This window comes from Photobacterium ganghwense (assembly GCF_003025595.1).
In the GTDB taxonomy this organism is placed as follows: domain Bacteria; phylum Pseudomonadota; class Gammaproteobacteria; order Enterobacterales; family Vibrionaceae; genus Photobacterium; species Photobacterium ganghwense.
Window position 1 is genome coordinate 46,410 of sequence record NZ_PYMI01000010.1, and the last position, 15,558, is coordinate 61,967.

General features: G+C 57.3%; 11 protein-coding genes. 5 read left to right on the top strand and 6 right to left on the bottom strand.

The genetic code is table 11. From position 1 onward, the window contains the following. Window positions 1-136: 136 nt before the first annotated feature. Window positions 137-2,908: a DNA polymerase I gene (gene polA / locus C9I92_RS22820; RefSeq protein ID WP_047887073.1), complete on the bottom strand. Its 2,772-nt coding sequence runs from the start codon at window positions 2,906-2,908 to the stop codon at window positions 137-139. Window positions 2,909-3,315: 407 nt separating this feature from the next. Here polA and elbB point away from each other — a divergent pair, with 407 nt between their 5' ends. Beyond that, window positions 3,316-3,966, top strand: coding sequence for an isoprenoid biosynthesis glyoxalase ElbB (elbB, locus tag C9I92_RS22825; protein ID WP_047887072.1), 651 nt, complete (start codon window positions 3,316-3,318; stop codon window positions 3,964-3,966). A gap of 246 nt (window positions 3,967-4,212) precedes the next feature. Here elbB and C9I92_RS22830 read toward each other — a convergent pair whose 3' ends face one another. The 4 genes from C9I92_RS22830 to recQ form a co-directional block, all read right to left on the bottom strand. Then, complete coding sequence (locus C9I92_RS22830; RefSeq protein WP_047887071.1) at window positions 4,213-4,665, bottom strand: GNAT family N-acetyltransferase; 453 nt, start codon at window positions 4,663-4,665, stop codon at window positions 4,213-4,215. 127 nt (window positions 4,666-4,792) lie between these two features. Continuing rightward, entirely contained in the window at window positions 4,793-5,473 is a 681-nt protein-coding gene (locus tag C9I92_RS22835) for a 7-cyano-7-deazaguanine/7-aminomethyl-7-deazaguanine transporter (RefSeq protein ID WP_047887070.1), read from the bottom strand. A gap of 183 nt (window positions 5,474-5,656) precedes the next feature. After that, window positions 5,657-5,959 (bottom strand): DUF3630 family protein, encoded by a 303-nt coding sequence (locus tag C9I92_RS22840; RefSeq protein WP_053061927.1) that lies wholly within the window; start codon window positions 5,957-5,959, stop codon window positions 5,657-5,659. Between the two features lie 389 nt (window positions 5,960-6,348). Further along, window positions 6,349-8,205, bottom strand: a complete 1,857-nt coding sequence (gene recQ, locus C9I92_RS22845) for an ATP-dependent DNA helicase RecQ (RefSeq protein WP_047887069.1) — start codon at window positions 8,203-8,205, stop codon at window positions 6,349-6,351. Between the two features lie 264 nt (window positions 8,206-8,469). On the opposite strand from recQ, the gene rarD reads away from it, so the two are divergent. The 4 genes from rarD to ggt all read left to right on the top strand — a co-directional run bounded on the left by rarD (window position 8,470) and on the right by ggt (window position 12,984). Further along, the gene (rarD, locus tag C9I92_RS22850; RefSeq protein ID WP_047887068.1) at window positions 8,470-9,411 is read left to right on the top strand and encodes an EamA family transporter RarD; all 942 of its coding nucleotides are present in this window, start codon (window positions 8,470-8,472) and stop codon (window positions 9,409-9,411) included. Window positions 9,412-9,561: 150 nt separating this feature from the next. Then, a complete protein-coding gene (locus tag C9I92_RS22855; RefSeq protein WP_047887067.1) occupies window positions 9,562-10,356 on the top strand; it encodes an AraC family transcriptional regulator in 795 nt (264 codons plus the stop codon). 108 nt (window positions 10,357-10,464) lie between these two features. Beyond that, complete coding sequence (locus C9I92_RS22860; protein WP_047887066.1) at window positions 10,465-11,124, top strand: LysE family translocator; 660 nt, start codon at window positions 10,465-10,467, stop codon at window positions 11,122-11,124. 90 nt (window positions 11,125-11,214) lie between these two features. Next, the gene (gene ggt / locus C9I92_RS22865) at window positions 11,215-12,984 is read left to right on the top strand and encodes a gamma-glutamyltransferase (RefSeq protein WP_047887065.1); all 1,770 of its coding nucleotides are present in this window, start codon (window positions 11,215-11,217) and stop codon (window positions 12,982-12,984) included. Between the two features lie 85 nt (window positions 12,985-13,069). Here the strand turns inward: ggt and uvrD are convergent, their stop codons facing one another. Next, window positions 13,070-15,241: a DNA helicase II gene (gene uvrD / locus C9I92_RS22870; RefSeq protein WP_047887064.1), complete on the bottom strand. Its 2,172-nt coding sequence runs from the start codon at window positions 15,239-15,241 to the stop codon at window positions 13,070-13,072. Window positions 15,242-15,558: the final 317 nt, after the last annotated feature.

The following is a 15,558-nucleotide window of genomic DNA, read 5'->3' on the forward strand; positions in this document are numbered from 1 at the left end:
CCTTTCTGTAGTTTTTTTTCATATAACCGTAATTAATTTATACATAACACTATTAATTACGGGTGTAATTTTGCCTAAAAAAATAGCCAGCAACGCTGGCTATTCTTATGACGCATGTTGTATCCGTCAGACGGTATTAATGGGCCTGATCCCAGTTATCCCCCATGCCGGCATCGGCAATCAATGGCACATCCAACTCTGCCGCTGATTCCATCAGACGGCGAACATCTGCAGACACCTGCTCCACATCCGACGCTTTCACTTCGAACACCAGTTCATCGTGCACCTGCATCAGCAAACGGACCCGATCTTGCGGCTGCTGACCAATCCATTCATCGACCAGCACCATGGCCCGTTTGATAATGTCTGCCGCAGTGCCCTGCATCGGGGCGTTGATCGCGGCCCGTTCTGCGGCTTTGCGGCGCATCCCGTTACGCGACTTAATATCCGGCAAATGCAGGCGACGGCCAAACAAGGTTTCTACATACCCTTGCTCGCTGGCCTGAGTACGGGTGCTTTCCATGTACTCCAGCACGCCCGGGTAGCGCTCGAAGTAAACATTCATGTAGTCCTGCGCCTCATTTCGGCCCATTCCCAGTTGCTTAGCCAGGCCAAACGCGCTCATGCCGTAAATCAGGCCAAAGTTGATGGCCTTAGCACGGCGACGCTGCTCGCTGCTGACTTCGTCCAGTGCAATCCCCAGAATTTCAGCCGCCGTCGCAGCGTGGATATCCTTGCCGTGACGGAAAGCGTCAAGCAGTGCCTGATCCCCAGACAGATGCGCCATGATGCGCAGCTCAATCTGGGAATAGTCGACGGCCAGAATTTTGTAACCTTCCGGTGCCACAAAGGCCTGGCGGATACGGCGTCCTTCCTCATTTCGAACCGGGATATTCTGCAGGTTCGGATCGCTGGAAGACAAACGACCAGTTGCTGTCACAGCCTGATGGTAAGACGTATGTACACGCCCCGTCGCCGGATTCACCATCTTCGGCAGTTTGTCAGTGTAGGTGGATTTCAGTTTGGCCAGGCCGCGGTATTCCAGGATCAGTTTCGGCAGCGGGTAATCCAGTGCCAGCTCCTGCAGTACCTCTTCGTTCGTTGACGGCGTGCCGGACGGAGTTTTCTTCAGGACCGGCAGTCCCATTTTCTCGAACAGGATCGCCTGCAGCTGTTTCGGCGAGCTTAGGTTGAACTCCTGCTCAGCCACTTCGTAGGCGTCTTTTTCCAGCTCGTCGAGACGTTTGGCAATTTCAGCCGACTGGGTGCCCAGTTTCTTGGTATCAATCAGAACCCCGGTACGCTCCATGCGAGACAGGACCGGGACCAGCGGCATTTCAATATCTTCAAACACCGACTTGAGCTTGTCATCTGCGTGTACTTTGGCGATCAGCAGATTATGCAGACGCAGAGTAATATCCGCATCTTCGGCCGCGTACGGGCCCGCTTCTGCCAGATCGATCTGGTTGAAGGTCAGCTGTTTCTTGCCCTTGCCGGCAATTTCCTCGAAGCTGATGGTCTTGTGCTCCAGGTAACGCAACGACAGGCTGTCCATATCATGGCGGCCAATCACGCTGTTATAAACGTAAGACTCCAGCATGGTATCGAACCGAATCCCCTGCATCTCGATATCGTAGCGGGCCAGCACACTGGCATCGTACTTCAGGTTCTGGCCGACCTTGGCTTTGTTCGGATCTTCCAGCAGCGGTTTCAGTTTGGCGAGCACCCAGTCACGGTCCAGCTGCTGCGGTGCATCCAGATAATCGTGCGCGACCGGCACATACGCCGCTTTGCCTTCTTCAACCGCGAACGACACGCCGACCAGGTTCGCGACCATGTAATCCAGGCTGTCGGTTTCGGTATCAAACGCCACCACCTCGGCGTTGTTCAGGGTGGTCAACCAGGCTTCAAACGTCGCTTCATCCAGCACAATCTCGTAACCACTGCGGTCAATCACCGGGGCCACGTCTTTTTTCGGTGCTGCGGCCTGCGCTGCAGATTCATCCGCAACAATGCGGCCATCGCTGCCATCGAGCATTTCGGCCAGCCAGCGACGGAACTGCAATTTGCCGAACAGACGGGTCAGCTCATCAGTATCCGGCTCGCCCTTCACCAACTCATGCGGGGCAAAGTCCAGCTCTACATCCAGTTTGATGGTTGCCAGCTCATACGACAGGTACGCCTTGTCTTTATTATCCAGCAGCTTCTGCGCCATGGTTTTCGAGCCGCGGAAACCCAGCGCCGGAATGGCATCCAGGTTCTGGTACAACGCATCCAGACCACCAATGCCGGTCAGCAGGGCTTTCGCCGTCTTTTCACCCACTCCAGGTACACCCGGAATATTGTCGACCTTGTCCCCCATCAGCGCCAGGTAGTCAATGATCAGCTCCGGGCCAATGCCGAACTTTTCCACGACGCCTTCCGGATCCATCACCACGTTGGTCATGGTGTTGATCAGAGTGACGTTTTCATCCACCAGCTGCGCCATATCTTTATCGCCGGTACTGATCAGCACAGGCATACCGGCTTTCGACGCCTGAGTGGCCAGCGTGCCGATCACGTCATCGGCTTCCACCCCGGTTACCGCGATCAGCGGCAGTCCCATCGCTTTGATCACCGCATGCAGTGGCTCAACCTGCGCACGCAGATCATCCGGCATTGGCGGACGGTTAGCTTTGTACTCGGCATACAAGTCATCACGGAACGTCTTGCCTTTGGCGTCAAACACCACCGCGATATGCTCGGTCGAGAACTGACGAAGCAGGCTGCGCAGCATATTCACCACGCCAAACACCGCGCCGGTCGGCTCACCGTCTGAGTTCGTCAGATTCGGTGCCGCATGGTAGGCACGGTACAGATACGAGGATCCGTCAATCAGGATTAGTGGATTTTCTGGGATAGTTGCCATAAAGATATTCTTATATCCGGGGGATGAAAGAGTTAGGTCGAGGTCTGGGTGACTGATTCACGCCCGCCACCGGGACACGCCGTTACTGCTCTTGCAGCAACAGCACGGTTAAAATCAACAGGCTCTAGGATGCCATGACAGCCTGCAACTGTTAACCGCTGTTTTTGCACAATTTGCCCCAACCTGTGGATAACTTTGTTAGTAGTTCAAACGGGGCCGTTGATCAAGTTTTTGAAAAAACTTGAATAATCAAAAATATCCAATTAAAAACATAAGCTTACAAAATTAACCCAAAAAAGATCTTTGATCCTAAAATGATCATTAATTGTGGAAAACGTTAACAGACCGATATGAAATAAGCCGGATAGCGTGTAAAACAGACATCTCTGACCATAAAGGAAACCATTATGAAGAAAATCGCGGTCATTTTAAGCGGCGCCGGGGTCTTTGACGGCGCGGAGATCCACGAAGCGGTGCTGGCCTTGCATGCCATTGAAAAAGCGGGCGCCAGCTGGCACTGCTTTGCGCCAAATATGAATCAGCATCATGTGATCAACCACCTCACCGGGGAAGAAATGCCGGAAACCCGGAATGTTCTGGTGGAGGCGGCACGTATTGCCCGCGGCAACATTGAGGATATCGCCACCCTCAATGCGACCGACTACGACGGATTGCTGTTGCCGGGCGGTTTTGGCGCTGCCAAAAACCTGTCTGACTTCGCCTTTGCCGGCCCGAACTGTACGATTCACCCGGACGTGAAACGGGTCTGCCAGCAGTTTGCCGAGGAAGAAAAACCCGCCGGCTATCTGTGTATTTCTCCGGCGCTGATCCCGCTGATCTACGGGGAAGGGGCAAAAGGCACGATCGGCAATGATCCGGAAACCGCCAAAGCGTTCAACCAGATGGGTGGCGAGCATATCGAATGCCCGGTCGATGATTTTGTGTTCGATCAGGAACGCTGTTTGCTGTCGACACCGGCCTATATGCTGGCGGGCAGTATTTCGGAAGCCGCTGCGGGTATTGATAAGCTGGTCCAGCAGCTGGTGAAGCTGGCCTGATTTACCGGGCCCGGAAAAGAAAAAAGCGGCGCTACAAGTCCTCTCAGGGGTTGTAGCTGCCGCTCAGCAGAAGAGGTTTTCGTTTTCAGCCCTACACTAAAAACTCACCTTAGCTGAAGTACACTGGAAGCAATGTGAGCAATGTCGTGCCTTCATACGAGTCAGAGTTGTTCGACTTCCTCGCTGAGTGCAAGTTAATAATAACCATTCTCATTTAACTTGCAAGCTTTTTATTGCGAATTATTGTCATTTGCTTGTCAGGGTCTTCACAAAATGCAGGCGATAATCCTCAATGCCGTCTTTTTTTTCCATATGTTCAATGAGATAGCCATTGCGAAGCAATAACCGCAACATTGCCGGAAACCGGTTACGCGATTTTACCCGCAACGCCTGATACCCCTGCTGCTCGACCCACTGCTCCTGCGCTTCCAGCAGCGCCTGGGCAACACCGTGGCAACGGCCTGCCGGTGCCACGCCCCCCAGCCAGCTGTAAAAGCAGGTCTCGGACAAGCGATAACCAATCTTGACACCAATCAGGGCATCGTCCCGCTCGGCCACCAGAATCAGCGGCTGTCGTCCCCGCAGCCGCGCCGACAGCGCGGCTTTGTCAGCCGGTGCCGCAAACTCCGCAATCTGAGCCAGTACCACCACCGCTTCGTCAATGCTTGCTTCGCGTATCTTCATGATGCCCTCTGACATGATTGCCTCCGATTGAGTCAGGCTGCGCCGTTACGCAGAGAAAGAAAATAATAAAGAAAAGGCCGGCTGATGCCGACCTAAACCTGTTCCCATTATTGCGGGAAATCCCCCGCTGTCCACCTGGCGATTACGCGGCTTGCGAACGCCCGGCCTGATTGTCCGGCGCCAGCGTGGTCAGGCGGCGGATCAGGTAGTTCAGCAACACGCCATACATTGGGACAAACAGCCCCAGACTGATCACCAGTTTAAAGCCGTAATCCACCAGTGCGATTTCCACCCAGTGCTCGGCCATAAACGGATCCGGGCTCTGGTAAAACGCAATGGCGAAAAATGCGATGGTATCCAGCGCATTACCAAACAAGGTGGAACAGCTCGGTGCAACCCACCACTGGCGGGTCTGGCGCAGGCGGTTGAACACCGAGATATCCATGATCTGTCCCAGCAAATAGGCCATAAAGCTGGCGATCGCGATCCGGGCCACAAACAGATTAAACTCACCCACCTGAGACAGTCCCTGAAATTCCCCCTGGAAAAACAGTACCGACAGCAGATAAGAAATCGCCAGCGCCGGGAGCATCACCCAAAAAATGATTTTCCGGGCCATCGCCGCCCCGTAGATCCGAACGGTCAGGTCGGTCGCCAGGAAGATAAACGGAAACGTAAACGCACCCCAGGTCGTGTGCAGGCCCATCACGGTGAAAGGAAGCTGCACCAGATAGTTACTGGATGCGATAATCAGCAGGTGGAAAGCCACCAGGTAAAACAGAGCGTTGCGCTGTTGCGCGGGAGTAAATTGCGAAGTCGTCATTGTGAGACCTTTTTGTCATTGGGGGAGAGGGAACCCAAAACGCTGCCACCGATCCGAACCGGAGCAGCAACCGAAGGCGGCGATTATACAGCAATCAGTTCGGTTAGCCAGCCGCCTGCCATTTCCACCCCTGACCTGTTATTTCAGCGCCGGCTGCTGTAAAGCATAGCGGCGCTTAGCCCATCAGCCCTGCAGCATCGTCGCCAGATAGGCCAGCGTCGGTCGGGCTTCACTGTCGAGTCCTTCCAGCCAGAGCTGGCCACTGTAATGCTCGCCTTTAAGCATCAGGCGGCAGCCCTCAAAATCCACCAGCCAGACATGCAAGTCGGCGTTAAGCTCCCGCTCCAGCACCTGCAGTTCCAGCTGCGTCAGCAGCGGCGCGACGACATTGGCAAAGCTGTCAAAATCAAACTCAGGGCCATCGATTTCCAGCAAGTTATGCTCCATATCGAGGCGACGGCAGGTGAAACGGGCAGTCAAAGCCATAGGGTAATTCCTTCTTGTAGTGCTTTCAGCGCATACTTTCCTGTAACTAAGTGTTGCTATGCGTATCAAGGGGTATCCGTGCGCTGTTCTTGGATGGCAATCCATGGTCTTATTGCCGTGCTGCCGCCACGCCCTGTCGAGCGTGACCTGGCCAGCATCGGTGAAAATTCACATTCTCACCAAATACGCAAGCTGTTTTGTAGCGAAAGATGCACTCCGGCGGCCTGCCGGCGTTGCTCTATAACGCATTTTGACCGGGCGCGGAAATGCCCGGTTTTTTTTCGCCCGATGTTTTCGCCCGGTTTTTTCGCATAGTAGTGCTGCATACCGTGCCTTGCCGCTCCCTCGCGGCAGCCAGAGTAACGCTCCGACTCCGTCACAAGAACCTATTACGATGACACGGCATACGGCATGTCGTGACCCACGGTCAGGTGATCTTCAATCACGTTCATGAAGGCGGTGCCGTATTTCTCCAGCTTGCGCTGGCCCACCCCATTGATCGTCAACAACGCCCCCGCTGAAGTCGGCAGACGTTCAGCCATTTCCATCAGGGTCGCATCGTTGAACACCACGTACGGCGGCAACTCTTCTTCATCGGCAATCGCTTTACGCAGTTTCCGCAGCTTAGCAAACAGCTTTTTATCGTACTGACGGTTAGCCAGTTTGCTGCTTTTGGCACTGCGCACCGCGGTATCCAACCGCGGGACGGCCAGTTCCAGCGCGATATCTCCCCGTAACACGCTGCGCGCCTTTTCGGTCAGCTGCAACGTCGAACTGTGCAGAATACTCTGGGTGAGAAAGCCCCGATGGATCAGCTGGCGCAAAATGCTGACCCAGAATTCATGGCTGTGCTCGCGGCCGATGCCATAGGTCGACAACTTGTCATGGCCGTGTTCACGGATACGCTGGTTTTGCATCCCACGCAGCACTTCCACCACATGGGTGATACCGAAACTCTGGTTAACCCGATACACGCAGGACAGGGCTTTCTGGGCCGCTTCCAGGGCATCAAAATGCTTGGGCGGGTCAAGGCAGATATCACAGTTACCGCACGGGGCTTCCCGAGCTTCACCAAAATAGTTGAGCAGAACCAGGCGACGACAGGTCTGCGCTTCAGCAAACGCCCCCATCGCATTGAGTTTGTGCCCCTCGACCTGCTTCTGCGGGCCATCTTCTTTTTCGTCGAGACAGCGGCGCAGCCAGCTCAGATCCGCCGGGTCATAGAACATGACCGCTTCCGCCGGCAGTCCGTCACGGCCGGCCCGGCCTGTCTCCTGGTAGTACGACTCAATATTGCGCGGAATATCAAAATGCACCACAAACCGGACGTTGGGCTTGTTGATGCCCATCCCGAACGCTACAGTCGCCACCACGATCTGGATATCATCACGCTGGAACGCCTCCTGCACCCAGGCCCGCTCATCATGCTCCATCCCGGCATGATAGGCCGCCGCGCGCATCCCGCTTTCATTGAGCTTTTCGCTGATCTGCTCCACCCGCTTGCGACTGTTGCAATACACAATCCCCGACTGGCCGCGTACATCCTTGAGATACTGGATCAGCTGAACCATCGGCTTGTACTTTTCCTGCAGGGTGTAGCGGATGTTCGGGCGGTCGAAGCTACCCAAGTAAGAGTGCGGCTCGGTCAGCGCCAGGCGCGTCACGATATCCTGGCGGGTAGTGTCATCGGCGGTCGCAGTCAGAGCGATCACCGGTACCGTCGGCAGGTGCTGGCGAATCGAGCCCAGCGCCGCATACTCCGGCCGGAAATCGTGTCCCCACTGGGAAATACAGTGCGCTTCATCCACCGCCAGCAGGCTCAGCGGCAGCTGGCTCAACCGTTCGGTGAATTCCCGTCCCAGCAGGCGCTCCGGCGACACGTACACCAACTTGATCTCCCCACTGGCCATCGCGTCCAGGGTCGCCTGCATCTCTTCCCGTGACTGGGTCGAGTTCAGGCAGGCAGCGGCGACCCCGTTGGCCCGCAGCTGGTCCACCTGATCTTTCATCAGCGAGATCAGGGGCGACACCACCAGCGTCAGGCCCTCGCGCAACAGCGCCGGAATTTGATAGCAAAGCGATTTCCCGCCGCCGGTCGGCATGATCACCAGGCAGTCCTGCCCTGCTGTTGCCGCTTCTATCACCGACTGTTGACCACAGCGAAATGTCTGGTAGCCGAATACCGCCTGCAACACCTCTAACGGTGAGCGGGATGGTTCGGACTGACTGGCTGGGCTGGCTGACATAGATAGACTCGACTGAAGATAGCTTTCCGCCGTGGCGGCGGGGGTCATAAGGCTGGCTATTCTATACCAATCCGCCACCCATTGGGAGCACAGCTACCGGCTGAGACCCGGTCGGATCGCGCCCCGAGCTTAGCAAGACGTGCAGAGAAAAAAGACAATAGTATTGATTTCGATCACGATTTATACTGCCCTGACATATACGGGTGAAGCATTCTGTTACCCGTCCTTACCTTCTGCACAATTTTCTCAGGTTCTCAGGAATACATGGACGAACAAAGCAAACAAACCCAGCGGGGGGTGATCCTCGCGCTTTCGGCTTACACCATGTGGGGCATCGCACCGATTTATTTCAAGGCGCTCCAGCAAGTCAGCGCGCTGGAAATTCTCAGCCACCGCATTATCTGGTCGTTTTTTTTCCTGGCCGGGTTAGTGATGCTGAGTAAAGGCTGGGGCAAGGTGCGGGCCGTGCTGAGCCAGAAAAAAATCCTGCTGATGCTGGTCGCGACCTCAACCCTGGTCGGTGGTAACTGGCTGATGTTTATCTGGGCGGTCAACAACAACTACATGCTGGATGCCAGCCTGGGCTACTACATTAACCCGCTGCTGAACGTGCTGCTCGGCATGGTGTTTCTCGGCGAGCGGTTACGCCCGATGCAATGGCTGGCCGTCGCACTGGCCGGGATTGGCGTTGCGGTTCAGCTGATCCAGTTTGGCTCGCTGCCGTGGATTGCTCTGGCCCTGGCCGCCAGCTTCGGTCTGTACGGCCTGCTGCGCAAGAAAATCAGCCTGGATGCCCAGACCGGCCTGTTTATGGAAACCAGCCTGCTGCTGCCGCTGGCAGCCATTTATGTCCTGTTCATCGCTCAGAGCGCGACCTCAGACTGGACGGCCAACGCCCCGTCCACCAACCTGTTGCTGATGGCGGCGGGGATTGTCACTACCCTGCCGTTGCTGTGCTTTACCGGTGCCGCGACCAAGCTGAAACTGTCGACCCTGGGCTTTTTCCAGTACATCGGCCCGAGCCTGATGTTCCTGCTGGCCATCACCCTGTACGGTGAGCAGTTCACCGCTGACAAGGTGTATACCTTCGGCTTCATCTGGGCAGCCTTGGTGCTGTTCAGCGTGGACGGCATTAAAGGCCACCGCCACCAGCGACGCCTGAAAGCCGCCGCCAAGGCCGCTGCCGACTCGGCTGCCAAAGCCTGACCTTCCCGCCATGGCCGGTTGTGAATTTTTTACAAGTCTGCACCGGCCAATTATGCTCTACTGATGATGTTCGACTGAAGGACAGCGGTAGGCTGTGCGACGAAGGGGGAATCACTCCATCGGCACAGGGCAGAGAATGAAGGAAAAAGTATGGACAAGATCAGCCATCAGAAAAGTAACATTGCGGCGATCAACCTGATTGACGGGCATTACCAGAGCTTCGCCTTCAAACGCCATTACCACCTGGATTACCACATCGGCCTGATTACCCATGGCCAGCAGGCATTTTACAGCCACGGCACCCGTCACTATGCCGGTCCCGGTGCCACCATTCTGATGCCGCCGGATGTGATGCATGATGGGACTCCTATCGGCAGCGACGGCTATCAGGTGAAAGTGTTCAGTATCGACCCGGACTGGCTGGCCGATCAGGCCGAAGCCGTTTCCGGTCACCGCGACTTTGGCTTTAACCGCCACCACCTTGACGACCCGGCGCTGTTTGGCCGCCTGACATCCCTGCACCAGTGCCTGAGCGATCCGCACACCTCCCAGCTGGCCAAAGACAGTATGCCGCTGGAAACCTTTTCGCTGCTGCTGACCCGTTACGGCCAGACCAGCCCCCAACCGGTTTATCGGCTTGGACGTTACAGCCTGCAACAACTGCGCGACTACGTGATGGCGCACCTGGATGAAAAAATCAGCCTGGCCGATTTAGCGTCACTGTGCGACCTCAGCCCGTCCCAACTGCTGCGCCAGTTTAAAGCCGCGACCGGGTTTACCCCTTATGCCTGGCTCGCCCGGCTGCGTCTGGAACATGCCATGGCGCTGCTCAAGGCCGGTTACCGCAGCACCGACGTCGCGTTTCATGTCGGCTTTTACGATCAGGCGCACTTCACCCGTACCTTCAAACAGACTTTCGGCATTGCGCCCTCCCAGGTCCGCTAGCCCCACATCCTCCCGCCCACTTTTTCGCTCCGGTGTGAATTTTCTACAAGCGCCGTACGGCCAAACCCGGCAAGATAACCCTATCTTCCGCTAACCGTAGTAATCACCATGAATGAAGCGACCACGTTACTGACCCTGCTCACTGTTCACTTTATCGCGCTGATGAGCCCGGGCCCCGATTTTGCCCTGGTCGTCCAGAATGCCGGGCGATACGGCCGCCAGACCGGCGTAATGATCGCGCTGGGCCTGTCACTGGGGATCCTGCTCCACTCGATTCTCAGCCTGACCGGAGCCAGCCTGCTGATCCACCAGCACCCGACTCTGTTTGCCCTGCTGCAGGCCGCTGGCAGCGGCTACTTACTGTGGCTCGGTATTGGCGCCCTGAAAGGCACCTGGCACTACTGGCAACAGCGTCATAACGCCAGTGGCGCTGCCGCATCAACCTCGCCCGGCCTGACTATCGCCAGCAAGCGACAGGCGCTGGCGCGCGGATTTACCACTAATATCCTGAACCCGAAAGCGCTGGTGTTTTTCCTCAGCCTGCTGTCGACCCTGGTACCGGCGGGCATGTCACTGAGCGGTAAGGTCTCAGCCATCGGCATGCTGTGGCTGCTGTCGTTTCTGTGGTTTGCCATGCTGGCGTGGCTGCTGACCGGCGAGCGCCTGCAACAGAAACTGCGCGCCTGGACGCCCATCATCGACGGTCTGTGCGGCCTGCTGTTCACCGCCATCGGCGGGACCATTCTACTCAACCTGTTGCTTGCTTGACTTGCTGCACAAACATACACGCGAACAGTGGACGGCAACCCGCAGCGCTTTTAGGCTAAATGCAGCCTAAACATGGAAAAGGATAGAGATATGTCATGGAAGCACCCTGCCACCCGACTGACCCTGTTAGCCTGCCTGATCGCGAGCGCCCCTTATGCGGCCGCCAAAGACACGCAGCAGAGTACCGACCAGCTCGCGCCTGAGGCCGCAACCGGCCTGACCCAGCAGCAGCTGGTTCAGGGCAAAGACTGGATGGTGGCCTCGGCCAACCCGTATGCCAGCGAAGCCGGTGCCGCTATTCTGAAACAGGGCGGCAATGCGATTGATGCCATGGTCGCGACCCAGCTGGTGCTCGGCCTGACCGAGCCGCAATCGTCCGGGATCGGCGGCGGCGCGTTTCTGGTGTATTGGGACAGCAGCCAAAAAGCGCTGACTACTTTTGACGGCCGCGAAACCGCGCCGTTCGGCGTCACCCCGGTGCTGTTCCAGAATGACCAAGGGGAGCCGCTGGAATTTTATGATGCCGTGGTCGGCGGCCGCTCCGTCGGAACGCCGGGCACCGTCAAGCTGATGTGGTACACCCACCAGCGCATGGGCAAGCTGGCCTGGAACAAGCTGTTTGAACCGGCGATCAAACTGGCGAAAGACGGCTTTACCGTCAGCCCACGCCTGGCGGCACTGGTCGCCAGCGAGCAGGACTCCCTCAAACGCTTTGACGCCACCCGCGCCTATTTTTTCCATGACGACGGGACACCGATTCAGGCCGGAGAAACCCTGACAAACCCGGCTTACGCCGATACCCTGCGCCAGATTGCCGAGCGCGGCGCGAGTGCTTTCTACACCGGCGACATCGCCCGTGACATCGTCCAGACCGTGCGTACCGCGCCGGGCAATCCCGGCGTGCTGAGCACCATGGATCTGGCCACCTATCAGGTCAAAGAGCGTGAGCCGGTGTGCGCCCCGTACCGCCAATACGACATCTGCGGCATGGGGCCACCGAGTTCCGGCGCCCTGACTCTGGGCCAGATCCTCGGCATGCTCAGCCATTACAATCTGGCAGAACTGGGGCCGGATAACCCGACCAGCTGGCGCCTGCTGGGCGACGCCTCCCGCCTCGCCTTCGCTGACCGCGGCCGCTACATGGCCGACAGCGATTACGTGCCGATGCCGACCAAAGGCCTGCTGGCCGACGATTACCTCAGCTCCCGGGCTACCCTGCTGAAAGGGGAACAGGCGCTGGCCAGCGTGAATGCCGGCCAACCGGCCTGGGATCATGCCATGCGCTATGCACCGGATGAGTCGATTGAACTGCCGTCCACCAGCCATTTCGCGATTGTCGACAAAGACCGCAACATGGTGTCAATTACCACCACGATTGAAAACGGCTTCGGCTCCCGCCTGATGGTACGCGGCTTCCTGCTCAACAACGAACTGACTGACTTTTCATTCCGCAGCCATAACGATGGCCAGCCGATTGCCAACCGTATCGAGCCGGGCAAACGGCCACGCTCATCGATGGCACCCACCATTGTGATGGAAAACGGCAAACCGGTGATGGCGATCGGCTCACCGGGCGGCAGCCAGATCATCGGCTATGTGGCGAAAACGCTGGTCGGCCATCTCGACTGGGGCCTAGATCTGCAACAGGCGATCAGCCTGCCGAACATGAACAACCGCTTCGGCCCGTTTGAACTGGAAGCCGGTACCGCCGCAGCGGAGTGGGCACCGAAGCTGGAGCAGCTCGGCTTTACGACCCAGGTCAAAGAGCTGAATTCCGGTGTGCAGGCCATTAAGCTGGACGGCAAAAACCTGGTAGGGGCCGCCGACCCGCGGCGCGAAGGCAAGGTTATCGCCCAGTAACCGGACAGCCGGTCTGATGCCATGAAAAAGCCCGCTGACAACAACTGTCAGCGGGCTTGATTGATCGCCAGCGGGGAGTGTCAGCTTACATCGGCTCCAGCTTGGCAAACTGCGTTACCAGCCATTTGATCCCTTCGCCATTAAAGGCCACCTGCACCCGACTCTGGGCACCACTGCCTTCAAAGTTGATGATGGTGCCTTCGCCGAATTTCGGGTGCAGCACCCGCTGGCCAAGGCTGAAACCAGTCTGGTTAAAGTTCTCGTTGACCTGGGTCTGACTGAAGCGACCGCTGCTCGCCGGCCGCGAGACCTTGGCCTTCATCCGAACCTCTTCGATGTGCTCTTCCGGGATTTCGCGGATAAAACGCGACGGCTTGTGGTAGTTGTCCTTGCCGTACAGGCGACGCATCTCTGCATAGGTGATATACAGCTTCTGCATTGCCCGGGTCATCCCCACGTAACACAGACGGCGCTCTTCCTCGAGACGGCCGACTTCCTCCGTCGTCCGACTGCTCGGGAACATGCCTTCTTCCACCCCGACCATAAAGACCATCGGGAATTCCAATCCCTTGGCGCTGTGCATGGTCATCAGCTGAACCGCGTCTTCAAAATCATCCGCCTGTCCTTCACCGGCTTCCAACGCCGCATGCGACAGGAAGGCCGACAACGGGCTCATGTCTTCCGCTTCTTCCGGGACTTCGAACTGTCGGGTCGCGGTTACCAGCTCTTCCAGGTTTTCAATCCGGGCTTGCGCCTTCTCGCCTTTTTCCTGCTCGTACATCGCCCGCAGGCCGGAGTTGCGGATCACCTCATCGGTTTGCTGGAACAACGGCAGCTCGCGGGTGTCATCTTCCAGCGCATTGACCAGCTCGATGAAACGGCGCAGCGAATTGGCCGCACGCCCCGCCAGCACCTGCTCTTCCAGCAGCGCGACACTGGCCTGCCACATCGTGGCTCCCCGGTCACGCGCTGCCAGACGAATGGTTTCCAGCGTCCGCTCACCCAGCCCCCGAGCCGGGGTGTTCACCACCCGCTCAAACGAGGCATCGTCGTGGCGGTTGGCAATCAGACGTAAATACGACAGGGCATCTTTGATTTCCTGACGCTCGAAGAACCTCATCCCGCCGTAAATGCGGTACGGCATACCGGCCTGAATCAGTGCCTCTTCCAGCACCCGCGACTGGGCGTTGCTGCGGTACAGCATTGCAGTGTCAGCCAGCGCGCCGCCCTGATCCTGCCACTCGCGAATTTTCCCGACCACAAAGCGGGCTTCGTCCAGCTCGTTGTACGCCGAGTAAACCGAGATCAGCTCCCCTTCGGTACCTTCGGTCCACAGGTTTTTACCCATGCGCTCGTTGTTGTTGGCAATCAGGCCGTTCGCCGCCTTCAGGATATTGCCTGTCGAGCGGTAGTTCTGCTCCAGGAAAATCGATTTGGCGTCTTTGAAGTCGTTGAGGAAACGCTGGATATTTTCCACCTTAGCGCCCCGCCAGCCGTAGATGGACTGGTCATCGTCGCCCACGATCATCACGTGACAGTCCGGCCCCGCCATCAGGCGCAGCCAGGCAAACTGAATGTTGTTGGTATCCTGAAACTCGTCCACCAGAATGTGCTTGAAGCGCGCCTGGTAGTGCTCGCGGATATGCTTACTGCGTTGCAGCAGCTCAAACGAGCGCAGCAGCAGCTCGGCAAAATCGACCATCCCGGCCCGATCACAGGCTTCCTGATAGGCATGGTAGACCCGCAACCAGGTCTGCTCGATCGGATCGTTGAACGTATCGATGTGCTGCGGACGCAACCCTTCGTCTTTCTTGCCGTTGATGTACCACGCCGCCTGACGGGCCGGCCACTGTTTCTCGTCCAGGTTCTGAGCCTTGATCAAACGGCGCAACAGGCGCATCTGATCGTCCGAGTCCAGAATGTTGAAATCTTCCGGTAACCCGGCGTCAAGATAGTGGGCACGCAGCATCCGGTGACACAGGCCGTGGAACGTGCCGTTCCACATGCCCGACAGCGAGCCGTGCATCAGGTCGTTAATCCGGCCACGCATTTCTGCCGCCGCTTTGTTGGTGAAGGTCACCGACATGATGGAGTACGGCGACGCCTGCTCAATCCCCATCAACCAGGCGATACGATGGACCAGTACCCGGGTTTTGCCACTACCGGCCCCGGCCAGCACCAGATAATTGCCCAGCGGGGCCGCCACAGCCTCGCGTTGTTTGTCATTCAGGCCATCTAACAGAAGTGAAACGTCCATCGCTCTCTACTGGTTATTTATACAATGGTGGTGATTATAACCACAAAGCCGCCTCTGATGCGAGGAGCCCACGGAATCAAAGGCGGGAAAATCACGGCCCGCGGCGACCCGAGGGCGCCAAACCCATCTCTGATATCAACCGCTTGGCAGCCCGAATTGATCTATGCTTGGAAAGAAAAACGTTAATAGGTCGTTAAAAAACTCGCCCCGGCATGAAATTAATCCCGGGCTCCCCCTTTCTACTGTTTCGAACGCACCGCAACGGTGCCCGCCCAACCCGCTGCCGACCGGGCAACGGTGCAGGCATCAGCCCGCAA

What these genes read in the sequence shown, in the direction of transcription:
- C9I92_RS22860 (WP_047887066.1), top strand. Translation starts at nt 10,465, where the DNA reads ATGAATGAAGCGACCACGTTACTGACCCTGCTCACTGTTCACTTTATC.
- C9I92_RS22855 (WP_047887067.1), top strand. Translation starts at nt 9,562, where the DNA reads ATGGACAAGATCAGCCATCAGAAAAGTAACATTGCGGCGATCAACCTG.
- C9I92_RS22835 (WP_047887070.1), bottom strand. Translation starts at nt 5,473, where the DNA reads ATGACGACTTCGCAATTTACTCCCGCGCAACAGCGCAACGCTCTGTTT.
- uvrD (WP_047887064.1), bottom strand. Translation starts at nt 15,241, where the DNA reads ATGGACGTTTCACTTCTGTTAGATGGCCTGAATGACAAACAACGCGAG.
- rarD (WP_047887068.1), top strand. Translation starts at nt 8,470, where the DNA reads ATGGACGAACAAAGCAAACAAACCCAGCGGGGGGTGATCCTCGCGCTT.
- ggt (WP_047887065.1), top strand. Translation starts at nt 11,215, where the DNA reads ATGTCATGGAAGCACCCTGCCACCCGACTGACCCTGTTAGCCTGCCTG.
- C9I92_RS22840 (WP_053061927.1), bottom strand. Translation starts at nt 5,959, where the DNA reads ATGGCTTTGACTGCCCGTTTCACCTGCCGTCGCCTCGATATGGAGCAT.
- recQ (WP_047887069.1), bottom strand. Translation starts at nt 8,205, where the DNA reads ATGTCAGCCAGCCCAGCCAGTCAGTCCGAACCATCCCGCTCACCGTTA.
- polA (WP_047887073.1), bottom strand. Translation starts at nt 2,908, where the DNA reads ATGGCAACTATCCCAGAAAATCCACTAATCCTGATTGACGGATCCTCG.
- elbB (WP_047887072.1), top strand. Translation starts at nt 3,316, where the DNA reads ATGAAGAAAATCGCGGTCATTTTAAGCGGCGCCGGGGTCTTTGACGGC.
- C9I92_RS22830 (WP_047887071.1), bottom strand. Translation starts at nt 4,665, where the DNA reads ATGTCAGAGGGCATCATGAAGATACGCGAAGCAAGCATTGACGAAGCG.